The sequence below is a fragment of the Endozoicomonas sp. SCSIO W0465 genome (assembly GCF_023716865.1).
Lineage (GTDB): Bacteria > Pseudomonadota > Gammaproteobacteria > Pseudomonadales > Endozoicomonadaceae > Endozoicomonas.
Genome location: NZ_CP092417.1, coordinates 949,862 through 972,207, shown reverse-complemented (window position 1 = coordinate 972,207; position 22,346 = coordinate 949,862). Strand labels below are relative to the sequence as shown.

Here is a 22,346-nt window from a genome sequence, read left to right as displayed (position 1 = left end):
TACAGACTGCTCTGCAATGAAAATTGGCCAAAGGCCTTGATATACAATGCCTTCAGGAAACTGCTGGCTAAATATTGCCAAGCCCTGCCACAGGAGGATTCCAGCCTGATTTATGAAATCAGCAGTCTGCAATACGAAAAGAGCCACGAATTAAAGTGTACGCTGTACTTCAATCGTCTTGTAAACCTCGATCTTGTCGCCAGGCTTAACGTCGTTGTAGCTCTTAACGGCGATACCACACTCCATACCGTTACGAACGTCGTTGACATCATCCTTGTAACGACGCAGTGACTCCAGCTCACCTTCGTAGATCACCACGTTATCACGCAGTACGCGGATGCGGTCGTTGCGGTACACGGTACCTTCAATAACCATACAGCCAGCCACAGCGCCAAACTTCGGTGAACGGAATACTTCACGAACTTCAGCGGTACCCACGATCTGTTCACGGATATCGGAGCCCAACATACCGGTCAGTGCTTTCTTCACGTCATCAATAATGTCGTAGATAACACTGTAGTAACGCAGATCCAGCTCTTCAGTCTCAACCACTTTACGGGCAGAAGCATCAGCACGAACGTTAAAGCCGACGATAACCGCATTCGAAGCCAGGGCCAGGTTAGCGTCGGTTTCGGTAATACCACCCACACCCCCGGAGATAACGCGTACTTCGACTTCGTCGTTACCCTGCTCTTCCAGGGAAGCAGTCAGCGCTTCGAGAGAACCACGAACGTCAGCTTTCAGGACAATGTTCAGCGTCTTCTTCTCGGCAGTTCCCATTCTGGAGAACATGTTCTCCAGTTTCGACGCCTGCTGACGAGCCAGCTTCACTTCGCGGAACTTACCCTGACGGAACAGGGCAATTTCACGGGCTTTACGCTCATCGCGAACCACCAGCATTTCGTCACCGGCATCCGGAGTACCATCCAGGCCCAGGATCTCTACCGGAATAGAAGGACCCGCTTCCTTGATAGGCTGACCATTCTCATCCAGCATCGCACGAACACGGCCGTATTGCTGGCCCACCAGAATGTTATCACCCTGATTCAGTTTACCGCCCTGAACCAGAACGGTCGCCACAGGACCACGACCTTTATCCAGTCGGGACTCAACAACTACGCCGCGAGCAGGGCCTTCATCCGGAGCGGTCAGCTCAAGAACTTCCGCCTGAAGAATAACGGCTTCCAGCAGATCTTCAATACCCTCCCCGGTCAGGGCGGACACAGGCATAAACTGCGTATCACCACCCCACTCCTCAGGAATAACGTCACGGGCAGCCAGTTCGTTCTTCACGCGATCCGGATCCGCTTCCGGCTTATCCATCTTATTGACCGCAACGACTATGGGTACACCAGCCGCTTTAGCGTGTTGAACCGCTTCTTCGGTCTGTGGCATTACGCCGTCGTCTGCAGCAACAACCAGGATAACGATATCCGTAGCCTTGGCACCACGGGCACGCATGGCGGTAAACGCCGCGTGTCCGGGCGTATCCAGGAAGGACACCATGCCACGATCCGTTTCTACGTGATACGCACCGATGTGCTGGGTAATACCACCGGCTTCGCCAGCCTGAACGCGACTCTTGCGAATGTAGTCCAGAAGAGAGGTCTTACCATGGTCAACGTGACCCATTACGGTCACCACCGGTGCACGAGGCTTGGCTTCGTAAGACACATCTTCCAGCTGATCATCCACCAGCGTATCTTCGATGGCATCCGCCTTGGTCAGCTTGTATTTGTGGCCCATTTCTTCAACCACAATACTGGCCGTATCCTGATCGATGACCTGGTTAATCGTTACCATGGAGCCCATTTTGAACATGGTCTTGATAACGTCAGCCGCTTTGACCGCCATCTTGCTGGCCAGTTCAGCAACCGTGATGGTTTCAGGAATTGAAACTTCACGAACTACCGGAGCCGTTGGCTTGGTAAAGCCATGAGCCGCCATGGACTCAGGTGCCATGGTGCGCGCAAATTTACGACTGCCGCCACGACGATCATCGCGCTCATTGCGACCACCTTTACCACGGCGGGGCATATCGTCATTGTCATTGCGACGATCCTTGCCTTTACTGCCACGCTTGTTACGTGACTTACGGTCATCAGCCGGCGGTGGTGGCGCATCACCAAATGAAGGAGCTGCCGAAGGTGCCGGTGCGCCACCAGTGCGCGGACCACGGTCACCACCGGGACGCGGGCCACGATCACCACCGGGACGTGGGCCACGATCACCACCGGAACGATCCCCCCCCGGACGACCCCGATCACCCGAACGGGGAGCACGGTCATCACTTCGGGCACCGCGCTCATCTTTCTGACCGCGATCCTGGCCACGATCATCTCTGCGTGGGCTGCGGTCATCTTTACGCTGACCACTATCATCCCGACGCTGACCGCGCTCTTCCTGCTTATCAGAGCGAGCGGCCGCCTCATCAGCTTTTGGTGCTTCTTCAGCCGCATCACGCTTGACGTAGGTACGCTTTTTGCGCACTTCTACGTTAACAACTTTGTTTTTGCCTGAACTACCGCCAGACACTTTCATGCGGCTGACCGTCTTGCGCTTCAGCGTAATCCTGGTCGGTTCAGAACCGGTACCGGCATCACCATGAGTTTGCTTCAGGTGGGCCAGCAGTTGCTGTTTCTCTGCATCGGACACAGATTCCTGGGCGCTGTTTTTAGTAAGACCAGCGTCCTTCATCTGCTGCAACAACCGCTCCACTGGAGCGCCGACCACTGCTGCGAGTTGCTCTACGGTTACATCTGCCATTCACACTTCTCCTCTCAGTGGCCCGCTCAGTTACCCGCTTCTTCAAACCACGGTTTCCGTGCCGTCATGATCAGCTCACCAGCCCGATCTTCATCCATTCCTTCAATATCCAGAAGGTCATCGATCGACTGTTCAGCCAGGTCTTCCATCGTGACGACACCGCGACTGGCCAGCTCATAGGCCAGTTGCTGCTCCATACCTTCCATATTCAGAAGGTCATCAGCAGGCTGGGTACCATCGAGCTTTTCTTCCTGGGCAATGGCCTGAGTCAATAACTGATCCTTGGCCCTTGAGCGCAACTGTTCAACGATCTCTTCATCAAAGCCTTCAATGGCCAGCATCTCCTCCAAGGGAACGTATGCAATTTCTTCCATGGAGGTAAAACCTTCCGCCACCAGCAGTTCTGCCAGATCATCATCAACATCCAGCCTTTCCCTGAAGGTCTGAACCACCCGACCCGCTTCCTGCTCCTGCTTGGCGGCGGCATCTTCTTCGGTCATGACATTCAGGATCCAGCCTGTCAGCTCACTGGCGAGGCGGACGTTCTGACCACCTCGTCCAATGGCCTGGGCCAGATTATCTTCACTGACGGCAATATCCATCGTGCCTTTGTCTTCATCAACAACGATCGAAGCCACTTCTGCCGGCTGCATGGCGTTAATCACGTACTGAACCGGGTTATCATCGTAAAGCACAATATCAACACGCTCATTGCCCAGTTCGCCGGAAACCGCCTGAACACGGGCACCACGCATACCAACGCAGGCACCTACCGGATCAATCCGGCCGTCATTGGTTTTTACGGCTATCTTGGCCCGAGAACCCGGATCTCTGGCAGCACCTCGAATCTCAATCACTTCTTCTGAAATTTCAGGAACTTCAATACGAAACAGCTCAATCAGCATGGCCGGTGCTGTTCTTGACAGCATCAACTGGGGACCGCGCCCCTCAGTGGAAACTTCATGGAGCAAAGCCCGAACATGAGCACCCATTCTGAAGTTTTCACGGGGCAAGACCTGATCTTTCTTTAATACCGCCTCAGCGTTATTGCCCAGATCCACAATAATGCTGTCACGGGTTGTCTTCTTAACGGTACCGGAAATGAGGGTACCCATTTTGTCACGGTACTGTTCAACCATCTGCAGGCGCTCAGCTTCACGCACCTTCTGAACAATCACCTGCTTGGCTGTCTGGGCGGCAATACGCCCAAAACCGACCGACTCAATCGGCTCTTCCCAGATACCACCGATTTCAAGAGACTCATCCTGCTCCTTGCCTTCATCAAGCGTCAGATGCATGCCGGGAAACTCAAAATCCTCGTCCGCAACCACAGTCCAGCGACGGAAGGTATCGTACTCCCCATTAGCCCGGTTGATCGCCACCCGGATATCCACTTCGGTTTCATACCGTTTTTTGGTCGCTGTCGCCAGAGCGGTTTCCAACGCCTCAAAGATGACCTCGGGCGGTACTCCCTTCTCATTGGATACGGACTCTACGACCAACAGAATCTCTTTACTCATGCTCTGCCTCGCCTATGCTGAACCAGTCCATGCCTATGCCAACACATCCCTGGCCGCTAAACCGGGATATCCGCCCGGCCTGAAGGATAATTCAGTCGAACTGTGGTATCACCTGCGCCTTCTCGATACTCTCGATTGGCAACAGAAGCTCATGGCCATCGGCCTCTATAACGACATCCTGATCTTCAATTCCCTTGATGATGCCCCGATACTTTCTGCGCCCTTCAAAAGGCACCCTCAGGCGTAGATTGGCTACATAGCCAGTCATCATCTCATACTGCTCAAGCCGGAACAGCGGCCTGTCCAATCCCGGAGAAGATACTTCCAAGGTATATTCGTCTGCAATGGGGTCTTCTACATCCATAACGGCACTCACCTGACGGCTGACTTTTTCACAATCATCCAGGCTGATGCCATTTTCTGCATCGATATAAACCCGAAGCAGCGAATTCCGCCCACGGGAAACAAACTCAATACCCCAGAGACGGTAATCAAGCGACTCCACAATCGGCTCGATAAGTGTCTCCAGCTGCGACTGCTTACCTGCCACGACTGAACACCTGCTAAAAAAACAAAAAAAGGGCTATAAAGCCCCATGTATTCGCACAATGGCCAGAACAGCCATTACACATCAATTACTCGCCACCTAATAAAAAACCCCGCAAAGGGGGTTTTTCAAGTTTGGTAGCGGGGGCTGGATTCGAACCAACGACCTTCGGGTTATGAGCCCGACGAGCTACCAGGCTGCTCCACCCCGCATCAAAGTGTGTATCAGTATACTTCGGCAAGAGCCAGCTGACAACCTCTCCCCATTATCAAATTTACTACCCACCGGCAAAGAGTTAGTGCTTAACCTGATCAGCAGAACTTCACAAAACCAGCATACAAATGGTAGTGGCTAAACTCTATACCATACAACAAACGCTGCTATTATCTACCTTTTCCCACCACTGTCAACTCGATCAAGACATTGCCATAGATGCTAAAGAAGAAGACCTCACCCACCTACTTGTTGTTGTTTGTTGTTGTTTTGTTGTTGCTGAATTTTGTTGCTGAATTGTTGTTGACGCTCCAATAGGTCACCGAGTTACCTTACCCAGCTACTGACGCATAAGAAATATCGATGCTGTTTGGCAAAAACCAGCAGCAATCTCTCCTTCGACTGTGAGCAGCAGTCTGTTTAGCAGTTACCACCGCCTCTGGTGATTATCGGCTACGCCGACAGCGGTAAAACCCGCCCTGACCCCGGAGAAATCAAGCAGACGACAATCGACGCACTCTATATCTTCCACTCCACCTTCCTGGCACAAACGCCCACAATTTTTTCTTCACCTACCACCACGATAAGTTGAAGGCTTTTTTACCGGTTTATTACCGGATACCAAGAACTAAACAACGAAACAATTGTCCAATCGACCGACGCCTCGGTTGCGATAGTTAGAGAATGATTTAATGATTGAAAAGCATCACAATGCAAGCGCATCACTCTATGACATACCCAGTACCAGCTCGACCGTTGGCTCTGTTTCTAATCAAGATGAAAAGTCTCATAAAAGAAAGTCTCATCAAAAAAACAGCTGGCAGCTACACAATTCAACAAAGTGCCCGGGTAACTCATTTGGACGATCGGAAATTTTTGCTAACAAAGGTATAACAGCCCTTCCAAATGAATTGGTGGTAAAAATCCTTTCCAACCTGGACATAAGAAATGTTTCTGCTTGCAAGCGAGTAAACAGCCTCTGGGAAGCACTTGTTGATAAAAATCACTTACAAGCCCTCGCTTTCAGTCGAAGTCGCCACCATCAACCTTTTCTACAACCCGTTGAGCACTACCATTTATTCGTCAGAAGCTGGCTAACAGGATTTAGCAACAAAGGAAAAGAATTAGCCGGCCAGTTAGATAATATCCTGGAGCATCAATACTTCCCTGAGATATTATTTTTCAACATTGCCCAACTATTAGCTAACACAAAGCTTTTAACCTGCCAAAATGTATACACCGCCCATCATTCTGGCACGGTGGACAATACCAGCTTCAACCTCGACGGAATTCACTTTGCGACAGCCTCTCGCGATAAAACCACTAAAATCTTAAGGCTTGTTGCGGGGCAATGGTTGGAAAAAGCCACCATCCAACATTCAAATTGGGTGAATAATGCCAGCTTCAGCCCCGGGGGGCGTTACCTTGTGACAGCCTCTGAAGATCACACCGCCAAAATCCGGGAGCTTGTTGCCGGACAATGGCAGGAAAAAGCGACCATCCAACATTCTGATTGGGTGATGAATGCCAAGTTCAGCCCCGATGGAACTTATCTTGTAACATCTTCTCTCGATCACTCCGCTAAAATCTGGGGACTTGTTGCCGGGCAATGGCAGGAAATAGCCACTATCCACCATTCTAATTGGGTGATGAATGCCAACTTCAGCCCCGATGGAAGTCTCCTTGTAACGGCCTCCCGGGATACCACGGCCAAAATCTGGGAACTTGTTTCCGGACAATGGTACGAAAAAGCTACCATCCAACATCTTAAACCGGTAATCAACGCCAGCTTTAGCCCCAATGGACGCCACCTTATGACATCTGGTCATAAAACTGCGATAATCTGGGAGCCTGATGCCGGACAATGGCATAAAAAATTCTTCATACAGCATTCTGCTCAGTTGAGCGATGCCAGCTTCAGCCCCGATGGCAGTCACTTTGCGACAGCCTCTTTTGATAACACCGCCATAATCTGGGGACTAGTTGCTGGGAAATGGCAGGAAAAAGCGACCATCCAGCACTCTGACCAGGTAATGAATGCCAGCTTCAGCCCCGATGGAAGTCACCTTGCGACAGCCTCACACGATGGAACCGCCAAAATCTGGGGGATTGTTAACGGGCATTGGCAGGAAAAAGCCACCATCGTTCATTCAAACCAGGTAAATAGTGTCAGCTTCAGCCCCGATGGAACCCACCTTGCAACAGCCTCTGAGGATCACACAACCCAAATCTGGGGGATTTTTGCCGGACAATGGCAGAAAAAAGACACCATTCGCCACGCTAAATCGGTGAAAAGTGGCCGCTTCAGCCCCGATGGCAGCCACCTTGTAACAACCCTTGGCGATGGCCCCACCAAAATCTGGCTGTTGAAACAGGCTGCTAACGTGGCAGAAATTACCCTTCGTACTCACCACCTCACTATTTCCAACACCTCTTAACAAACCCCGCCACTCTGGTGCAACCTAATATAAGGAAGCAATAGGTTACGTGATGTAATTGTTGCTGAGTTGTCGAATTATACTCATCATGAAGGAAAGGTATCCGGACACCAAACCCCGGAAGTCAAGAAGGTTTATATCCGTAAGACACAGGAAGTCAAAGGAACGAGATAAAGAAAACGAAGATACAAAAAAAGACCATCTCAGGCCTTGTATATACGACTATTGTCAAACAACAGTAATGAATCAAAGTACTATTAAGAGGCTGTTTTTTTTGGCCGCTTTTTTTGGGTATTTTTTTGTAAAAGACTATGTAAGTCTATTCCAAAACTCCCATAACTCATTGACTCTATTGGTGCCGAAGACGAGACTCGAACTCGTACGCCCATACAGGCACTGCCCCCTCAAGACAGCGTGTCTACCAATTCCACCACTTCGGCCATAACTGTCACTCTCAGCGACAGTTAAATTATTTCTGAAAACTCTTTATAAATCAATAGGATTATAAATCTTACTGCGTGTTTTCAGAGCTATTGAAGCCACTGCTCTCAACCGGCTGAGACTCTAACACAGGCGCATCGCTTTCGGTAGCATCTTCTAATGAATCAACCGAAAAAGGTGCGTCGTTTACCGGCACAATCTGTTCAACCTGAACAGAAGGCAAACCGACATCAGCAACACTGTCAGCTTTCTGCCTGGCCATCATCGCCAAACCGATACTGGTTACGAAAAAAATCGTTGCCAGAATAGCGGTCGTACGACTCAGAAAGTTTGCTGAGCCCTGACTCCCAAACACCGTTTGAGAAGCCCCTGAGCCAAAACTGGCTCCTGTTTCTGCACCTTTGCCCTGCTGCAGCATGATCAGAGCGATCACGCCAACAGCTACCAGCACGTGCACAAGAAGAATAATGGTTTCCATTACTATCCCGCAGCGTGACAAATCACCTTGAAATCAGCAGCTACCAGCGAAGCTCCACCAATCAGACCACCATCAACATCAGGCTGGCTCATCAGTTCTGCCGCGTTGTCAGCCTTCATGCTACCACCATACAGAACACGGGTTCTGTCCGCCATGGACGGATCGCTTTCTGCCAGCAGCGCACGAATTTCAGCATGAACTTCCTGCGCCTGCTCCGGGGTTGCAGTCAGACCAGTTCCAATAGCCCAAACTGGTTCATAGGCAATTACAAAATTAGCCAGACGCTCCGAACCAGCAGTTCGAAGCACAGTATTAATCTGATGAGCCACTACTTTCATAGTGTCACCAGCTTCGCGTTCCGACAGAGTCTCACCAACACAAAGGACTGGCACCAGACCCTGATCAACCAGAGCACAGAATTTCGCAGCCACATCAGCATCGGTTTCGCCATAGAGGGAGCGACGCTCAGAGTGACCAATCAGTACATATTCACAGCCAAGGTCTTTGGCCATCAGAGGAGAGATTTCACCTGTGTAGGCTCCTGACAACTTATCGGAGGCATTTTGCACACCAAATTTAACAGGAGACCCCTTCAGCAAGTCGCGTACCTGCTGAACGTATACACTAGGTGGAAAAACGAGCACCTCAGCCTTCGTTTCAAGTCCAGAAAGGATTCCATCAACAAGCTCACGGATACTGTCTGAAGACCCATTCATCTTCCAGTTTCCGGCTACCAGTGGCTGACGCATACCGCTTACCTCTTTGATCGCGAGGCCGGAATACTAACCTGAAAGACGCCAACATACAATAAGTCAAGTCCTCTGAACTGATTGAAATCAAGACCATACCCGGACAACACAGCCCCGGTATAAGCCAATGCCTGCAACGGGCATCAATCAGCACATTTCCTGCTCAACCACTTTTGCCAGTTGTTCAGCCTGAGCCTTTACCTGGGCACCATCTTCACCCTCAACCATCACCCGGATAACCGGTTCTGTTCCGGAAGGTCTCAGAAGTACACGGCCTTTGCCAGCCATTTCCCGTTCTGCTTTTTTTACCGCGTCAACAATACCGGGAATACCATCAGTATCCCGCTTATTCTGAACCCGAACATTGATCATCACTTGTGGATAAAGGGTAATCGCCCCTACCATTTCTGACAGAGACTGACCTGCTGTTTGCATCGCTTTTAATACTTTCAGGGCTGACACAATACCATCACCGGTAGTCGATGCATCGCGACAGATAATGTGGCCTGAAGACTCACCACCCAGCTGCCAGTCATTGGCTATCAGCAGTTCATTAACATAACGGTCACCAACTTTGGCCCTGGCAAATGGTATCCCGGCAGCTTCAAGCGCCTTCTCCATCCCCAGATTGGTCATCAAGGTACCCACCACACCACCATTCAATATTCCTCTGGAATGGCGGTCCATGGCAATAATAAAGAGCAGCTGGTCACCATCGACGATCTCCCCCTGATCATCCACCATAATGACCCGGTCTCCATCACCGTCAAAAGCAATCCCCAGATCCGCACCGGTTTCCCGAACTCTGGCTGCCATGCCTTCCGGGTTGGTAGAGCCTGCATTCTCATTGATATTGACGCCATCCGGATGAGTGCCCATTGTGATCACTTCAGCACCCAGTTCACAAAAAACTGCAGGTCCAACCTGATAAGTTGCACCATGACCGGCATCAATCACCATTTTCATGCCACGCAGATCCAGCTGCTGGGAAGTGCTGCCCTTGCAGTACTCAATGTACCGGCCTGCAGCATCATTCATCCGGGTCACTTTTCCCAGGCTCTGGGAATCAACCACGTCAATTTCTGACTCGAGCAATGCTTCAATCTTTTGTTCAACGTCGTCGGATAACTTGGTACCGTCACCGGCAAAGAACTTTATACCATTGTCGTAAAATGGGTTATGGGAGGCGCTGATCACAATACCCGCCTGCCCATTAAAGGTTCGGGTCAGATAGGCAATAGCAGGGGTCGGCATTGGACCGGTCAGGACAACATCAATACCGGCAGCAGACAGACCTGCCTCAAGAGCGGACTCAAACATATAGCCGGAAATGCGGGTATCTTTGCCAATAATGACCTTCCCTTCACCTTCCTCAGCCAGTACCCGGCCTGCGGCCCAACCCAGCTTCAGGACAAAGTCCGGTGTGATGGGAAATTCACCAACCTTTCCCCGAACTCCATCAGTACCAAAATATTTACGCGCCATAGACATTTACCAAAAATTTCTGAAAGCAATAACCAATCATCATCTCACTCATTCAATTGAACCTCCAGTACTATCAGGTCATGTTGACAACAGGAATGAAATGATGAAATAAGCAGTATTAGAGACTTATCCGTCAACGCTCCCCCTTCGGAAAACCATACTTCCGGGCTGACGTGCATTATTAAACAACGATAATCAACTACGCTTCATCAACTGCCTGTAGAAAACGGAGAACATCAACCGTCTCCCTGACATCATGCACACGAATGATATGAGCACCTGCCTGTATAGCCAGCATGGCTGCAGCCAGACTACCCGGGAGCCGGTCTTCGGCATCCCGGTCCAAGGTTGCGCCAATAAAGGACTTTCTGGACATGCCTGCCAATACCGGCAGACCCAACTCATGAAAGCGACGAAAGCCCTTCAGCATTTCAAGATCGTACATCGGCGTTTTACCAAACATGCCCCCTCCAAAGCCCGGATCCAGTATCAAGCGCTCCCGGAGAATCCCTGCATGTTCACAGCGCTGCACACAATCCATCAAATACTGGCGGACCTCTTCAACAACATCACCATAGACAGGTACCAACCCTGGCTCAGGCTGATCAACGAAGGAGTGCATCAAAATAATGGGAACATCCGTTTCAGCTGCCGCTTCCAACGCGCCTTCACGATGCAACGCCCGTACATCATTAATCATCCCCGCCCCCGCTTTCACCGCTTCCCTGATCACCAGGGGAGAGCTGGTATCCACTGAGATAACCACGTTAAAACGCGATGCCAAACCTTCAATCACGGGCAGAACCCGTTCCAACTCCTGCTCTGGGGTTGGCGCACCTGAGGCACCGGGGCGTGTCGACTCACCACCAATATCGAGAATTTCTGCCCCGTCCCGGATCATCTCCTGTGCCACATTCAGCCAGTTATCAGAACAGCGGCTTCCTTGATAAAAAGAGTCGGGGGTAACGTTCAAAATCCCCATCACCCCCGGCTTTTTCAGATCCAGTATTTTCCCTGCACAATTCAACTTAAATTCGTTGCTCATGAAAACTCCCCAGATACAAAAAAGGGCAGGATAAACCTGCCCTTGACGATCATAGACCTGACGTAAGATCAGTGTTCCCCGGCAGGGCCACCAATCGAACCGCCCGAATCCTTGTTATCACGCTCTTCAGTCTTGTCGTCAGCCGTCGCCTCCGGCTCATCGGCAACAGCCTTAACACCACTGTCACCGTTATCCTGGTCACCAGAATCTTTTGGAGGGCGAACTTCACGGCCGGACATGATGTCATCAATCTGATCACTGTCGATGGTTTCGTACTGAATCAGAGCCTCAGCCATTTTATCCAGCTTGTCGCGATTATCGACGAGAATCTGGTTAGCACGGGAATAGCACTCATCAACCACCCGTCGAACTTCCTCATCAATGATCTTTGCCGTTTCACCGGAGACATTCATTCTGGAGCCCCCACTGCCATAGCTTTTGCCCAGAAAGACTTCACCTTCATCTTCATCGTAAAGCAGTGGACCCAGCTTGTCAGAGAGACCCCACTTGGTCACCATGCTTCTGGCAATCTGGGTAGCGCGCTGAATATCATTGGAGGCACCGGTTGTGACACCATCTTTCCCCAGCGTCATCTCTTCGGCGATACGGCCACCAAATAGTGAGGAGATCTGACTAAGCAGCGCCTGTCGGCTCTGACTGTAACGGTCCTCCTCAGGCAGGAACATGGTAACCCCAAGCGCCCGGCCCCGTGGAATGATACTCACTTTATACACCGGGTCATGATCAGGAACCAATCGACCGACAATCGCATGTCCGGCTTCGTGATAAGCAGTATTGCTCTTCTCCTTATCACTCATGACCATGGACTTGCGCTCGGCCCCCATCATGATCTTATCTTTTGCCAGATCAAACTCTTTCTGCCCCACCGTGCGCTGGTTAGCTCGCGCAGCAAAGAGTGCCGCCTCGTTGACCAGGTTTGCCAGATCAGCACCGGAGAATCCCGGAGTACCACGGGCGATAACCGAAGGCTTCACATTGTCTGAAACCGGAACCTTGCGCATGTGTACCTTGAGGATCTGCTCACGACCACGGATATCAGGTAACCCAACGACAACCTGACGGTCAAAACGACCGGGACGCAACAATGCAGGATCAAGCACATCCGGACGGTTAGTGGCAGCAATAACAATAATACCGTCGTTTGCTTCAAAACCATCCATCTCAACCAGCAGCTGGTTAAGGGTCTGTTCACGCTCATCGTGACCACCACCCATACCGGCACCACGATGACGACCGACCGCATCAATCTCGTCAATAAAGATAATGCAGGGTGCCTGCTTCTTGGCCTGTTCAAACATGTCACGGACACGGGAAGCACCAACACCCACGAACATTTCAACAAAGTCAGAACCGGAGATGGTGAAGAACGGCACCTTGGCCTCACCGGCAATGGCCTTGGCGATCAGGGTTTTACCGGTACCCGGAGGGCCAACCATGAGAACACCCCGGGGTATACGTCCACCCAGACGCTGGAATTTACCGGGATCTTTCAGGAAGTCCACCAGTTCCTGAACATCTTCCTTGGCTTCTTCAACACCGGCCACATCGGCAAACGTGGTTTTGATCTGATCTTCAGACAGCAGACGGGCCTTGCTTTTGCCAAAACTCATCGGGCCACCCCGGCCTCCGCCGCCGCCCTGCATCTGACGCATGAAGAACATAAATACGGCAAGAATCACCAGAATCGGGAAGCTGGCTACCAATAGCTGCGTCCAGATACTCTGCTTCTCAATCGGCTTGGATTCAACCTGCACCTTACCCAGCAAGAGTTCATCCATCAGTTTGTTGTCCGGCACAGTGGGCGGCAAATTGGTTTCAAAACGCTCACTGTTGTTTAACATGCCGGTAATGGTAAAACCATCGATGACAACTTTGCTGACCTGGCGATTCTCTACCATGCTGATGAAGTCAGAATAGGCAACCTTCTGGCTGGACGACTGCATGCCATCAAAGTTTTTAAAGACGGTCAATAACACCAAGGCGATTATGACCCAGAGAATCAAATTTTTTGCCATATCATTCAAGGGGCTAACCTCTCTCGAGCGTACTTAAGCCTCAGGTAATCGTTTATATTGAGCACGGTACCCTGACTCATCGGGATTACGTACTAATGCTTATCTGCAACAATACATGATCAGCGAACAGTGTGACAGTGATTGTCTTCTATCATGCTGATTAATGCATCCTATAATTGTCTTTTATTGACACGATTCCGTATCATCCCCTGAAGCCCGTGGCCAGCAGATATACTTCTCTCGAGCGCGCCCTGGAAGCCGTAGGCTTCCGAGTCTGCACTTTGTCAAAACCGCTTTTCATGTCTTTCAGGTAGGCATCAAAGCCTTCACCCTGAAAGACTTTAACCAGAAAAACACCTCCTTTACGCAATACCTGCCTTGACAGATCCAGTGCCAGTTCAACCAGGTACATGGCATTGGGCTGATCAACTGAGAGTGCTCCGGTCATATTGGGGGCCATATCGGAAATTACAAGGTCTACCCGGTCCGAACCAATGGTTTCAAGTATTCTCTCCAGTACGGCATCTGCCGTGAAGTCACCCTGAACAAAATCAACCCCGGCAATAGGGTCCATTGGCAGAATATCAGAAGCAACCACCCGCCCCTGGTCACCGACCAGTTCAACCGCTACCTGGGACCAGCCACCGGGTGCCGCACCAAGGTCAACTACCCGAATGCCCGGGCGAAAGATTTTATCTTTCTCCTGAATCTCCAGAAGTTTATAGCTGGCCCTGGATCGCCACCCGTCTTTTTGCGACTGTTTAACATAATGGTCATCAAAATGCTCTTTTAACCAGCGACCACTACTTTTGGATCTTGCCATAATCTTTTTGCAAACTGCCTGTAAATCAAGATCAAACGTTGTTTGAATAACCTCGAACCAGAAAACCGAGAGAAATAAAAGTGTACACGTGAAAATAACTGAGATTAACATCAGCCGGTACAGTAAAAGCCATGAAGATAATATCTTATAAGATATGGCTGTGACAGCAGAAGACAATAAAAGATAAACAGGAAAATTAGGTATTAGTGCATATTACCAGTTAACACATACCGCACTCTTCTGATGGTCAAGTGCGTTGGCAACTTTATCCATACAGCGCTCATAATATCCAAGAGTAGTAACGTTATCAGCAAGATAAGTATTACTCAACCATAGCTGAAACATAAAGACTCCCTTCTTCACTTCTCATAAAAAAACGCTCTGCCTGGGGGGCAACGTTTTACTAATAACCAGGTGATAAAAACTTGTGACTCAATCAAACAGCCCATGCCCTGAAGTGAGCAGCATGGATGTCAATTTTGCATGATCCAGTGTTTCACCATTGAGCACACAGGCCAGAATCTCGCTGCCAAACAGTTGTGGCGATAGGAGAACATCTGCCTTGACCTGTTTGATTTTTTTCATGTTTTTAGCATCATTCACCACAAGTACGGTTCTGACCTCAGGGTTTATTTCTTTCGCAGACAATACAATAAATGCGTTCGCTGCATCATCATCAGTGAGCGCTAACAAAGCACGGCAACTCATAATTCCAGCATTGCCTAACACGGTGTTATCCGTAGTGTCCCCGGAAATCAAGTCCAGTTTTTTCCCTATTTTCTGCTCTATCAGGGGAAATTCATTTTCCGGACGCTCCGTGACTACCACAAAATCAAGCCCCCGCTGAATCAGTTGGTTGATAGTTCCCATTGCCATAATGGAAGTACCACAGACAATAAAATGAGGCTCTTTTCCAATTCCAGACTGCTATGTAGTTCTCGTCCAAAAACACAACCAATTGAAAACTGTAGATTTTATCCTGAAAAATTAAGTGGAGCCCTACTGCTATCTGGCGACTAAACTTCCCAAGAGCAAGAAACATAAGGGATTGCCAAAAACAGAGGACTCCAAATGCGCAAAAAACGCAACCCGCAGTGTAGTATGGAACTCCATTACGTACCTCATGAAATCTGCTCCCAGCTTTCCGGTATCTCGCAATGGCTTGACGCCCATCCACAGTTCAATGACTGGATTTATGAGGACTTAAGTTCTGGTGATAAACAGAACACTGGGCGGAACGGACTATCAGCAGAATCCGTTCTTCGTGCGGCACTCCTGAAACAGTATTTGAATTGTGATTATGACTACTTGTCGTTTGTTTTGATGGACTCCATGCTCTTTCGAGACTTTTGTCGCCTCGAACCAAACCAGCGCCCCAGTCGCTCCAGTTTGCATGGGCTCATCAGCCTTCTTACTGCATCTACATGGGAACGGATTAATAACTGTCAGCTAATGACCGCTAAAGATCAGGGTATTGAAAAAGGGCGCACTGTGGCTATTGACAGCACAGTCACCGAATCGGATATCAAACCTCCTTGCGACAGTGATCTTTTAGCCAGTTCCGTTAAAGAAATTTGTCGGCTGCTGGAACGGGGACAAACACTGACAGCGACACCGCTTTATGAATATACCCATCACAACCGAGCCGTAAAAGATGCGGCCAGAAAATGCATCTACGCTGGCAAAGAAGAGCGGCATCAGCATTATAAAAAACTGCTGCAGTTGACCCGAAAATCCCGGAAGGTACTTATCGAAGCTACTGTCACGCTAGCAAACGCCCGTCAGCAGGGGCAGTGTCTCCTGGCTGATGATGCCGACAAGTGGCAGGCCGATGTGGATCACCTGTTACCCCTGGTGGATGCAATAGTCTCCCAGACAGAGCGCAGGGTCTTTAAGGGTGAAAAGGTGCCAGCCCAGGAAAAAGTGGTTAGCCTGTATGAACCCCATACGGATATCATCGTAAAAGACAGGCGGCAAGTACAGTATGGCCATAAACTGAACCTGGTTCAGGGAAAAAGTCGATTGATCCTGGACCTGGTTATTGAGGAAGGTAACCCAGCGGATTCGGACCAATTCATTCCGATGATGGAAAGACAAAAAGAAATTTATGGTCGTGTACCTCGCCAGACAAGCGGTGACGGCGGATACGCGTGTCGCGCTAATTTGGAAAAAGCCAAGGCCATGGGAATCAGCGATGTAGCTTTTAATAAGAAGCGCGGACTTGAAGTCGAAGAGATGACTAAAAGTCAGTATGTGTATAAAACGCTCTTTCGCTTCCGGGCAGGTATTGAAGCGGGAATTTCGTGGCTAAAGAGATGTTTTGGGCTATCACGTTGCCACTGCAAGGGTTCTGAGCGTTTTGATTCTCATTGCTGGTTATCGGTGGTCTGTTACAACCTGGTGATTCTGGCCAGACACCCGGCACCATCCTGATAGCCACCTCCACGCTACATGAAAGTACCTTTCCAGCATGGTGGGAGGATGTTTTCTGCCTGCTTTTCGCGTTTTTCTCCAATATCCGTCCCAGATTAGAGAAAAAAAGGGAAGAGTTTTTGCGGCTCTCTGGAATTTCAGGAAATATCAAAACGCACGTACAATCTAATTATGATTGCCTGATGCGTTTTTGGACGAGAACTATGTAACCAGCAAGTTGACTAAGGGCTGAAGAAGACTTTTGCCTCTTCGGCCAATATTATGCAAAAACTCAAAAAAGCCAAGGTAAAGGGGTAAAGCCTCTTGGGATATTCCCCTGTGAGGCCTTAGCCACGAGCGTAGAAGTGACCAAAACCCCTCCATAGTATTAACATGCACCTCGTAAATACCGTCTTTGTCATCATCACGAGCATACTCACCTTTGCCGTGACAGACCGTTTTATGTCTGAAGCCCCAGCTTTCAAGGTCATCATAGATGTTGTATTCATCGGTATAAATCTGGCTCTGTGGGGCTACGTGTTTCTTGATAAATGGTTCGATTGTCGCCTTCTTAACGTTCGACAGCATGTTGATAATGACCTGACCTCCCCTTTGAATCATTCCCAATACCGGCGGTTTGTCTTTTTCAAGAGTCCCACGGCCCGGAGCGCCTTTAAGCCTTCTTTTTCTCGGTGGACGATCCAGATTTTTTTAATGCTTCAGGGTGTCCCTTGTGACCAGCTACAATGTAGACCTCGTCGAATTCAACTTCGCCATCAAGAATCACTTCAGGCTTTCGGTCAACAACACCATTTCGTAAGACTGTGGTCATATGGTGTGCATCACTGACACACAGATCAAGTTCCTGAGCTATCTGGCTGTTGGAGACGTTCAGCCCCATTAAATAGAGACAGGCAATCCAGACTTTGAGTGGTCGGTGGTGTCCTGCGAAAACCGTATTTGTCAGGTCATCGAAGTAGCGCTTACAGGACTTACAGTAATAGTGCTGGCACTCTACCTGCACATTGTCGTGTCCATTCTTTTTGACATTCTCAGAATCACAGTGCGGACAGAGAACAGTGCCATCTGGCCAGCGGTTCTCACGGATCATCTCAAAGCAGGTGTCATTACTGATGAGATCTGAGATTCGGCCTATATTCATGGTCAATGCTGGCGATGGCTAATTATATCCACCAAGGATAGTTCAGCAGTTCGGAATTCGAAAAGAGCCTAAAATGATCTGTCCTGTTCATAGCCCGCTCTTTGCCTTTAATCAACTTGCCAATACCACTGCGAATTACCGAACCAAAAATCGTCGTCAGCGATGTAGCAAACACGGTGATACCGGCGATTATCATAGACACGGTGAACAACCGGGCCGACTCTGTTTTGGGAATAATGTCGCCATATCCGACCGTCGTCATCGTGACAATGGAATAGTAGAAAGCCGTTACCAGGTTATCAATTTCCGGAGAAAAGCCACTGCCAAAATAGAGCGATCCGTAACTGGCATAAAACAGTAGAATTGAAAAGCTGATGATGGCAAAAATACTCCCTGCAGTTGCACTGGAACGATTGAAATCCCTTCCCAGCAACAGTATTCCGAACAGCGTCAACGCACAAAACAGAATTCTTGTCCGTAGCAAGGGATAAAAGTGCATGGTAAATGCCAATGTAATAATTAACAAAAATACACTGAGAGCCCAGGCAATTCTTGCCCGGAACAACATACCCAGCGCATTCAGCATCAGGAAAACACTGAGCAAAAACCACGGTCCATCGGCCACGTCAGACCAATCCATATCAACAAGGTTATTGATCTGAAAAAGATCAAGAAGATCAACCGGCATCCCCCAGATGGTTTTAACAATCAGCAAACCGTTGGCAAAAACAGCAAACGCAGCAAACGAATGCCTGGATTCAAGCCAAAGCTTCACCAACCTTCGCCAAAAATGAGTGTAATAGCCCAATACCCCACCCTTTATCTGGTTACCCGTCACAAATCTGGTAAATGGTTTCAACGAGTATGATGTGCACAATCGATCATACAGGGGATCATAAAGGAATCATCCAGTTGCTTTCCAAGAGGTGGAAAGGTTGGCATTAGCGGCGCTATATCAAGCCCGTTAATGAAGCAGGAATCAAAATACGCAGTTTGGATGGCGCAGCATCCACACTTCCCTCAGCAGCCAGAAAGCGATAGCATGCTACCAGAAGCTTGAATATGCTGTCGAGTGACTTATGTGTTGCCAGCCTACTACCAATCCAGCAGTCAACGGCACCGAACATTAATTCGCTCTCTTCGACCCCAGTCAATGAGCGTAAGTACTTTTAAAAAGCACTTCTCTGTCCCCAACCGCATTAACAAAAACTTCTCCGCAACAATCAGGTCATACCTATCATCAGACATCGTGTATGACGATTCGTTATTAAAGAAATTATCAGGAATTGCAATCATGAGCTTGAATGCAGCCAAAAAGAAGCATTTTCGTACCATCGGCCACAACCTGAACCCTGTCGTCATTGTGGCAGAGAAGGGGCTGACGGATGGAGTGGTTGAAGAAACATTGCGCGCGCTGAATGACCATGAACTGATCAAGGTTAAATTCGCCATTGCCGATCGGGAAATCCGCCAGCAACTGATCAGTGAGCTGATCAGCGCTACAAACTCGGACCTTATTCAAACGATTGGCAAAATCGCGCTGATTTTCAAAGCCGCCGACAAACCTAATCCGGCACTGTCCAACCTGCTGAGAGTCGGAGGCTGAATATGGAAAAGGCCACGGGAGGTGGCCTTTATCAACTAGGATTGGCTTTGACTGGCCGGAAATCCATATTTTCAGTTCGGAATCTGAAGAGCGGAAATACTTATCCACACTGATAAAGCTCAACAGGAAGTCCATCAGGATCCTGGACAAAGGTAAATTTAGCCCGGGTATACGGGTCAATCCTCACAGGCTCAGCCACCACGCCACCCTCAGCCAGCTTTACCAGTACTTTATCAAGGTCATCAACAGCAAAGGCTAAATGACGAAGGCCCCTGGCCTCCGGGTAACTTAAACGTTCTGGCGCATCATTGAAAATAAACAGCTCAAGCTGCGGACCATCGGGTACCGATAAATCAATCTTCCAGCTACCCCTGGCTTCCTGATAATCCTCAGCTATCACCGGCAACCCCAGGATATCTCGATAAAAACGCAAAGATGCGGCTTTATCACTGCCGATAATTGCAACATGATGCAGACACTTGATCATACCTGGTCCGGGATAAATGAGATGAAACCGAATGGGATTAAACGTCAATTGTGACCGTAAGACAATCCTCAAACAGGCGTAATATGCCAGAAGAACTTTAAACACCCCCTACCTTGAAAATACACAAGTCCGGCATACACTCCTGCGAAAAGCCCTGTAAATATACATGGTTTTGATGGTCTGCTCTGTAAATGTCTGTCCGTACAACCGGGATGAGTGGAATGTACTCAGTGAATAATGCCAGAAATACAAACCACATGTTGCAGCTTTTGCAGCCAGCAATTGGCAGCTGCAGGACAATGGAGTGCTTTGGCCGACTTAGCGCAACAGCAGGGACAAGCAATACTGCCAGAGCATGGTTCCGCAATGTTACTGCTATGGCAGGAGCAACCATGGTAACGGCAGGTTTATCTAATCCGTTGATAAAGACTAACAGGAAAGACACCGGAAGCCTTGTGCAAAACAGGCCGGTATGGATGGTTTGTGCTGGTCAGTCAAACAAAGACGATAATAGGCGTTTATGTCACTCAATGGCCGGGAATAACTCTGGCCCCGTACGTACAGATTTAAACGACGTTTGTTGCTCAGAAAGACTTGAAGCCGCATTAAAATCACTAAAAGCATGCCCGCAAAATGATTCGTATTGGCAAACCATTAATTCGCCGATAGTTCAGTTGGTCCGTTTGTTATCCCCTGCGGTTGCCGTTGATCAACCCGGCAACTTCATTATCTCCCCCCTTTCCCTCGCCTATCCCCTGACTCTGTTAGCCTGTGGGGCCGGTGGTGACACTCGCACAGAAATGGCTCATTTGCTGGGAGGCGGTAAACCCGGTGACCTCATTCAATCTCTGGCAGGTTTGCAGCAATTGGGCCAATCCCTGGCCGGGAGTGATCAGATAAAAATGGTGAATGCCGTGTATGTCTGTAATGATTTTCCACTCAGGCCCGAATTTAACAATCTGCAGAATGGCTCTCTGACGTCTTTTGGCAAGACTGATGGTCATATCAGGTCGATTTTTGAGTCGCGCAGTGACCTGAGCACAAACACATTTATGGATCACATTAACCGCCTGACATGTGAATCTACCGGCGGAATGATTGATTCATTACTCAGTGAACCACTACCGGCTCCGGCCCTTATGGCTATCCTTAATGCCTTGCATTTTCAGGGTCACTGGCAAAATACCGCCAGCAAAACAACAATGGATTTTCGTGACGGTGACCAACAGGTTCACCACAATATTCCTGCAGTAATGGTTAACAACGTCAACTACAGACAATGCAAAATTCAGGGACAAGACTGGGCAGTGGCCTGGTCTCCTTATTCTGGCAATCAGTATGGATTGCTGCTGGCCATGCCCGTTGGCAATGAGGGTGCCGCAAACCTGAATGCACCTGAGGTGTATGAACAGGTGAGTAAGGCCATATTTACTGAGGCTGTTGGTCGTCGGGTTACCGCTGTTTTTCCCGGTTTCAGATTGGCAAGTGCCTGGCAACTGAGAGGCCCCCTGCAGAAAGCCAGACTGCTACAGAAAGCTTTTGATCCTGCAGAGGCCGACTTCAGCCAGCTGTCTGCATCAGCCACTAAAGGCAGTGCCTTTCATATTGGCAATATCATACACAAGGCATCGGTTAATGTGGATGAATACGGTACAGAAGCGTCTGCCGCAACGCTTGTTTTGACTGAACGCTGTGCACCACAAACGCACTCTTTTGATAAACCTTTTAAAGCTTTTATTGTTAATCAAAAGACAAAAACCCCTTGTTTTGAAATCAGCATCTCACAAAAGCCAGAACCTCCAGCGGAAAGGAATCAAAATAGCTGAATCGATAGCTAAAACCCCCGTATGCTGCATCATACCCGTTCTTAAGGCGCCAAAAATCGCCACCCATTGGTTTCGACAAAAAAAGTCTATTTTTTGCCCCTCCCCGGATAAGAACATATAATGATAACCGTTACTTGTCGGAGTGCCTCTTCCTTAAGTGAAATGGCTGAGATCGTGTATACGGGATCCGTGAACCTGAATAGATTAGTATCTACGTAGGGAACAAGATGTTTAACCGTCAGTATTTGCTTGCCATTTGGCAAACAAACCCTCTTGTTGTATAGCTCTTTTCGTTGTGCTTTCTATCCCCGG

General features: G+C 49.1%; 19 protein-coding genes, 2 tRNA genes and 1 riboswitch. Of the genes, 5 read left to right on the top strand and 16 right to left on the bottom strand.

The genetic code is table 11. The annotated features are described in order from the left end of the window. Nucleotides 1-150: 150 nt before the first annotated feature. The 4 genes from infB to MJO57_RS04080 form a co-directional block, all read right to left on the bottom strand. A complete protein-coding gene (gene infB / locus MJO57_RS04095; RefSeq protein WP_252023172.1) occupies nt 151-2,766 on the bottom strand; it encodes a translation initiation factor IF-2 in 2,616 nt (871 codons plus the stop codon). A gap of 26 nt (nt 2,767-2,792) precedes the next feature. Further along, a complete protein-coding gene (gene nusA / locus MJO57_RS04090; RefSeq protein ID WP_252023170.1) occupies nt 2,793-4,286 on the bottom strand; it encodes a transcription termination factor NusA in 1,494 nt (497 codons plus the stop codon). A 91-nt stretch (nt 4,287-4,377) separates the two neighbouring features. Next, nucleotides 4,378-4,836 (bottom strand): ribosome maturation factor RimP, encoded by a 459-nt coding sequence (gene rimP, locus MJO57_RS04085; RefSeq protein ID WP_252023168.1) that lies wholly within the window; start codon nt 4,834-4,836, stop codon nt 4,378-4,380. 132 nt (nt 4,837-4,968) lie between these two features. After that, nucleotides 4,969-5,045, bottom strand: a tRNA-Met gene (locus MJO57_RS04080). Between the two features lie 443 nt (nt 5,046-5,488). Here MJO57_RS04080 and MJO57_RS04075 point away from each other — a divergent pair. Further along, nucleotides 5,489-5,638 (top strand): hypothetical protein, encoded by a 150-nt coding sequence (locus MJO57_RS04075; protein ID WP_252023166.1) that lies wholly within the window; start codon nt 5,489-5,491, stop codon nt 5,636-5,638. Between the two features lie 100 nt (nt 5,639-5,738). Next, nucleotides 5,739-7,484, top strand: a complete 1,746-nt coding sequence (locus tag MJO57_RS04070) for an F-box/WD40 repeat-containing protein (RefSeq protein WP_252023164.1) — start codon at nt 5,739-5,741, stop codon at nt 7,482-7,484. 353 nt (nt 7,485-7,837) lie between these two features. Here the strand turns inward: MJO57_RS04070 and MJO57_RS04065 are convergent. The 8 genes from MJO57_RS04065 to MJO57_RS04030 all read right to left on the bottom strand — a co-directional run bounded on the left by MJO57_RS04065 (nt 7,838) and on the right by MJO57_RS04030 (nt 15,438). Continuing rightward, a tRNA-Leu gene (locus tag MJO57_RS04065) sits at nt 7,838-7,924 on the bottom strand. 71 nt (nt 7,925-7,995) lie between these two features. Continuing rightward, nucleotides 7,996-8,403, bottom strand: a complete 408-nt coding sequence (gene secG / locus MJO57_RS04060; RefSeq protein ID WP_252023162.1) for a preprotein translocase subunit SecG — start codon at nt 8,401-8,403, stop codon at nt 7,996-7,998. Between the two features lie 2 nt (nt 8,404-8,405). Then, complete coding sequence (gene tpiA, locus MJO57_RS04055; protein ID WP_252023160.1) at nt 8,406-9,152, bottom strand: triose-phosphate isomerase; 747 nt, start codon at nt 9,150-9,152, stop codon at nt 8,406-8,408. A 147-nt stretch (nt 9,153-9,299) separates the two neighbouring features. Continuing rightward, a complete protein-coding gene (gene glmM, locus MJO57_RS04050; protein ID WP_252026931.1) occupies nt 9,300-10,637 on the bottom strand; it encodes a phosphoglucosamine mutase in 1,338 nt (445 codons plus the stop codon). 199 nt (nt 10,638-10,836) lie between these two features. Continuing rightward, nucleotides 10,837-11,682 carry a dihydropteroate synthase gene (folP, locus tag MJO57_RS04045; RefSeq protein WP_252023158.1) on the bottom strand — a complete coding sequence of 282 codons (846 nt, stop codon included), beginning with the start codon at nt 11,680-11,682 and terminating at the stop codon, nt 10,837-10,839. 68 nt (nt 11,683-11,750) lie between these two features. Beyond that, complete coding sequence (gene ftsH, locus MJO57_RS04040; protein WP_305881903.1) at nt 11,751-13,718, bottom strand: ATP-dependent zinc metalloprotease FtsH; 1,968 nt, start codon at nt 13,716-13,718, stop codon at nt 11,751-11,753. A gap of 202 nt (nt 13,719-13,920) precedes the next feature. After that, entirely contained in the window at nt 13,921-14,541 is a 621-nt protein-coding gene (gene rlmE / locus MJO57_RS04035) for a 23S rRNA (uridine(2552)-2'-O)-methyltransferase RlmE (RefSeq protein ID WP_252023154.1), read from the bottom strand. Nucleotides 14,542-14,973: 432 nt separating this feature from the next. Next, nucleotides 14,974-15,438 carry an NAD-binding protein gene (locus MJO57_RS04030; RefSeq protein WP_256493319.1) on the bottom strand — a complete coding sequence of 155 codons (465 nt, stop codon included), beginning with the start codon at nt 15,436-15,438 and terminating at the stop codon, nt 14,974-14,976. Between the two features lie 174 nt (nt 15,439-15,612). Here MJO57_RS04030 and MJO57_RS04025 point away from each other — a divergent pair, with 174 nt between their 5' ends. Further along, entirely contained in the window at nt 15,613-16,974 is a 1,362-nt protein-coding gene (locus tag MJO57_RS04025) for an ISNCY family transposase (protein WP_252017318.1), read from the top strand. Nucleotides 16,975-17,175: 201 nt separating this feature from the next. Here MJO57_RS04025 and MJO57_RS04020 read toward each other — a convergent pair whose 3' ends face one another. From MJO57_RS04020 to MJO57_RS04010, 3 genes are read right to left on the bottom strand one after another with little or no spacing between them, the layout of a single operon-like run. Next, nucleotides 17,176-17,658, bottom strand: a complete 483-nt coding sequence (locus tag MJO57_RS04020; RefSeq protein ID WP_252026893.1) for an IS1595 family transposase — start codon at nt 17,656-17,658, stop codon at nt 17,176-17,178. After that, complete coding sequence (locus MJO57_RS04015; RefSeq protein WP_252018121.1) at nt 17,627-18,115, bottom strand: transposase; 489 nt, start codon at nt 18,113-18,115, stop codon at nt 17,627-17,629. Before MJO57_RS04015 ends, MJO57_RS04020 begins: the two co-directional genes overlap by 32 nt. Before the next feature lie 22 nt (nt 18,116-18,137). Continuing rightward, complete coding sequence (locus MJO57_RS04010; protein ID WP_252023150.1) at nt 18,138-18,953, bottom strand: ion channel; 816 nt, start codon at nt 18,951-18,953, stop codon at nt 18,138-18,140. A gap of 456 nt (nt 18,954-19,409) precedes the next feature. Between MJO57_RS04010 and MJO57_RS04005 the strand changes: the two genes are divergently transcribed. After that, nucleotides 19,410-19,721, top strand: a complete 312-nt coding sequence (locus MJO57_RS04005) for a YhbY family RNA-binding protein (RefSeq protein ID WP_252023149.1) — start codon at nt 19,410-19,412, stop codon at nt 19,719-19,721. A 100-nt stretch (nt 19,722-19,821) separates the two neighbouring features. On the opposite strand, the gene MJO57_RS04000 is transcribed toward MJO57_RS04005, so the two are convergent. Beyond that, the gene (locus MJO57_RS04000) at nt 19,822-20,313 is read right to left on the bottom strand and encodes a VOC family protein (RefSeq protein ID WP_371924767.1); all 492 of its coding nucleotides are present in this window, start codon (nt 20,311-20,313) and stop codon (nt 19,822-19,824) included. A gap of 125 nt (nt 20,314-20,438) precedes the next feature. Between MJO57_RS04000 and MJO57_RS03995 the strand changes: the two genes are divergently transcribed. Next, nucleotides 20,439-22,034 carry a serpin family protein gene (locus MJO57_RS03995; RefSeq protein WP_252023147.1) on the top strand — a complete coding sequence of 532 codons (1,596 nt, stop codon included), beginning with the start codon at nt 20,439-20,441 and terminating at the stop codon, nt 22,032-22,034. A gap of 128 nt (nt 22,035-22,162) precedes the next feature. Continuing rightward, nucleotides 22,163-22,273: riboswitch (TPP riboswitch) on the top strand. Nucleotides 22,274-22,346 lie beyond the last annotated feature (73 nt).